Source organism: Shewanella sp. 8A (assembly GCF_023475945.1).
In the GTDB taxonomy this organism is placed as follows: domain Bacteria; phylum Pseudomonadota; class Gammaproteobacteria; order Enterobacterales; family Shewanellaceae; genus Shewanella; species Shewanella xiamenensis.
The window spans coordinates 1-3765 of the sequence record NZ_JAMDJP010000064.1; the positions used below are offsets into that span (position 1 = coordinate 1).

A 3765-nucleotide genomic window follows, 5' to 3' on the forward strand; every position below is an offset into this window, starting at 1 on the left:
CCATTCACTAGTAGTTATCGTTTACTTGTATTGATCCAATAAGGTAAACGGTGATCTTCCTACAGAGGACTTTCACCTCATAAGTTCATGCCCATGCTGGGCGTACACAAATCGTTCCAGCAGCGTGCGCTTCGCGCACTCGACAGTCTGTAAGTTGCCTTTTTGTGGTTTTGCTACGCAAAAGTATTCCACAAAAAACCAATTTACAGCCTGCGGCTGAACTTAGCGTTAGTACCACTGAAACCCTCCTTTATTTCGCCCATGTTTATTCAAACGGCATTCAGTTTCTCAAACGCTGTGCAGCGCTGGGTTTGCCGTTTCTCTGGGCTTCGCCTGGTGGCGTTACGCTGGTTTGTGGTCTTTTTGGCCTCTGGCCCTTGTGTAGCAAGCGCGAGCAGCTATTTTTTTCGTAGTGCTGTGCCGCCTCGGTGGCACCGTGCCTTTTCGCAGTTAGCGCCCGTCGCCAAGTTACGGTTATCCGTTTTGGCTTCTGGCTCTAACATTTCGGTCAAGCCGACCCGCATTCTGCGGTCGGCTTACCTCGCCCGTTAGACATCATGAGGGACTCAGTGACCGCCGAAATTTCGACGCAACTATCCAAGGTGCTTAGTGTTATCGAGCACCATCTGGAACCGACGTTGCTTGCCGTACATTTGTACGGCTCCGCAGTGGATGGCGGCCTGAAGCCATACAGTGATATTGATTTGCTGGTTACTGTGACCGCAAGGCTTGATGACACAACGCGGCGAGCTTTGTTCAACGATCTTTTGGAGGTTTCGGCTTTCCCAGGCGAGAGTGAGATTCTCCGCGCTATAGAAGTCACCATTGTCGTGCACGAAGACATTATGCCGTGGCGTTATCCAGCCAAGCGCGAACTGCAATTTGGAGAATGGCAGCGCAATGACATTCTTGCGGGTATCTTCGAGCCAGCCACGATCGACATCGATCTGGCTATCTTGCTAACGAAAGCGAGAGAACATAGCGTGGCTTTGGTAGGTCCGGCGGCGGAGGAACTCTTTGATCCAGTTCCTGAACAAGATCTAATCAAGGCGCTGAATGAAACCTTGAAGCTATGGAACTCGCAGCCCGACTGGGCCGGCGATGAGCGAAATGTAGTGCTTACGTTGTCCCGCATTTGGTACAGCGCAGCAACTGGTAAAATCGCGCCGAAGGATGTCGCTGCCAACTGGGCAATGGAACATCTACCTGCCCAGCATCAGTCTGTCTTGCTTGAAGCTAGACAGGCTTATCTTGGGCAAGAGGAAGATCGCTCGGTCTTGCGCGCAGATAAGTTGGAAGAATTTATTCACTTCATGAAAAGCGAGATCACCAAGGTGCTCGGCAATGATGTCTAACAATGCGTTCAAGCCGATGCCGCTTCGCGGCACGACTTAACTTCGGCGTTGGGCATTAAGGAAAAGTTAATGGCAATCCGAATCTTCGCGATACTTTTCTCCATTTTTTCTCTTGCCACTTTCGCGCATGCGCAAGAAGGCACGCTAGAACGTTCTGACTGGAGGAAGTTTTTCAGCGAATTTCAAGCCAAAGGCACGATAGTTGTGGCAGACGAACGCCAAGCGGATCGTGCCATGTTGGTTTTTGATCCTGTGCGATCGAAGAAACGCTACTCGCCTGCATCGACATTCAAGATACCTCATACACTTTTTGCACTTGATGCAGGCGCTGTTCGTGATGAGTTCCAGATTTTTCGATGGGACGGCGTTAACAGGGGCTTTGCAGGCCACAATCAAGACCAAGATTTGCGATCAGCAATGCGGAATTCTACTGTTTGGGTGTATGAGCTATTTGCAAAGGAAATTGGTGATGACAAAGCTCGGCGCTATTTGAAGAAAATCGACTATGGCAACGCCGATCCTTCGACAAGTAATGGCGATTACTGGATAGAAGGCAGCCTTGCAATCTCGGCGCAGGAGCAAATTGCATTTCTCAGGAAGCTCTATCGTAACGAGCTGCCCTTTCGGGTAGAACATCAGCGCTTGGTCAAGGATCTCATGATTGTGGAAGCCGGTCGCAACTGGATACTGCGTGCAAAGACGGGCTGGGAAGGCCGTATGGGTTGGTGGGTAGGATGGGTTGAGTGGCCGACTGGCTCCGTATTCTTCGCACTGAATATTGATACGCCAAACAGAATGGATGATCTTTTCAAGAGGGAGGCAATCGTGCGGGCAATCCTTCGCTCTATTGAAGCGTTACCGCCCAACCCGGCAGTCAACTCGGACGCTGCGCGATAAAACCGCGCAGCGCCGGTTACTTCAACGTTATGCTCTGTGAGCCTGGTTATTGGCGAAGCGAAAGTATGACGATTTCAGCAATAAACGCAAAAGGATAAAAAAATGACATGGAGAACGACCAGAACACTTTTACAGCCTCAAAAGCTGGAGTTCAATGAGTTTGAGATTCTTAATCCCGTAGTTGAGGGCGCCCGAATTGTCGGCATTGGCGAGGGTGCTCACTTTGTCGCGGAGTTCTCACTGGCTAGAGCTAGTCTTATTCGCTATTTTGTCGAGAGGCATGATTTTAATGCGATTGGTTTGGAATGTGGGGCGATTCAGGCATCCCGGCTATCTGAATGGCTCAACTCAACAGCCGGTGCTCATGAACTTGAGCGATTTTCGGATACCCTGACCTTTTCTTTGTATGGCTCAGTGCTGATTTGGGTTAAATCATATCTACGCGAATCAGGAAGAAAACTGCAGTTAGTCGGAATCGATTTACCCAACACCTTGAATCCAAGGGACGACCTAGCGCAATTGGCCGAAATTATCCAGGTCATCGACCACCTCATGAAACCCCACGTTGATGCGCTGACTCAGTTGTTGACGTCCATTGATGGCCAGTCGGCGGTTATTTCATCGGCAAAATGGGGGGAGTTGGAAACGGCTCAGCAGGAGAAAGCTATCTCAGGGGTAACCAGATTGAAGCTCCGTTTGGCGTCGCTTGCCCCTGTCCTGAAAAATCACGTCAACAGCGATTTTTTCCGAAAAGCCTCTGATCGAATAGAGTCGATAGAGTATACGTTGGAAACCTTGCGTGTAATGAAAGCTTTCTTCGATGGTACCTCTCTTGAGGGAGATACTTCCGTACGTGATTCGTATATGGCGGGCGTGGTGGATGGAATGGTTCGAGCGAATCCGGATGTAAGGATAATTCTGCTGGCGCACAACAATCATTTACAAAAAACTCCAGTTTCCTTTTCAGGCGAGCTTACGGCTGTTCCCATGGGACAGCATCTCGCAGAGAGGGAGGAGGGGGATTACCGTGCGATTGCATTCACCCATCTTGGACTCACCGTGCCGGAAATGCATTTCCCATCGCCCGACAGTCCTCTTGGATTCTCTGTTGTGACCACGCCTGCCGATGCAATCCGTGAGGATAGTGTGGAACAGTATGTCATCGATGCCTGTGGTAAGGAGGATTCATGCCTGACATTGACAGATGACCCCATGGAAGCAAAGCGAATGCGGTCCCAAAGCGCCTCTGTAGAAACGAATTTGAGCGAGGCATTTGATGCCATCGTCTGCGTTCCCAGCGCCGGCAAGGACAGCCTGGTTGCCCTATAGGAAACCAGAAATGAAATGAAGGAGCATAACCTGCCAATCCACCGGACGGTTTTCAACCGCCGGTGATCAGCGCGTTAGATGCACTAAGCACATAATTGCTCACAGCCAAACTATCAGGTCAAGTCTGCTTTTATTATTTTTAAGCGTGCATAATAAGCCCTACACAAATTGGGAGATATATCAT

The 3765-nt window shown here is 49.9% G+C and carries 4 protein-coding genes; all 4 read left to right on the top strand.

Features of this window, described 5'->3' with window-relative positions:
* Positions 1–162: 162 nt before the first annotated feature.
* Positions 163–552 (top strand): DUF1010 domain-containing protein, encoded by a 390-nt coding sequence (locus tag M0413_RS22445; protein WP_249555717.1) that lies wholly within the window; start codon positions 163–165, stop codon positions 550–552.
* A gap of 5 nt (positions 553–557) precedes the next feature.
* Positions 558–1355 (top strand): ANT(3'')-Ia family aminoglycoside nucleotidyltransferase AadA13, encoded by a 798-nt coding sequence (locus tag M0413_RS22450; RefSeq protein ID WP_001424636.1) that lies wholly within the window; start codon positions 558–560, stop codon positions 1353–1355.
* Between the two features lie 69 nt (positions 1356–1424).
* Positions 1425–2252 carry an oxacillin-hydrolyzing class D beta-lactamase OXA-2 gene (locus tag M0413_RS22455; RefSeq protein WP_001007673.1) on the top strand — a complete coding sequence of 276 codons (828 nt, stop codon included), beginning with the start codon at positions 1425–1427 and terminating at the stop codon, positions 2250–2252.
* Between the two features lie 102 nt (positions 2253–2354).
* A complete protein-coding gene (ere(A), locus tag M0413_RS22460) occupies positions 2355–3581 on the top strand; it encodes an EreA family erythromycin esterase (RefSeq protein WP_021566672.1) in 1227 nt (408 codons plus the stop codon).
* Positions 3582–3765 lie beyond the last annotated feature (184 nt).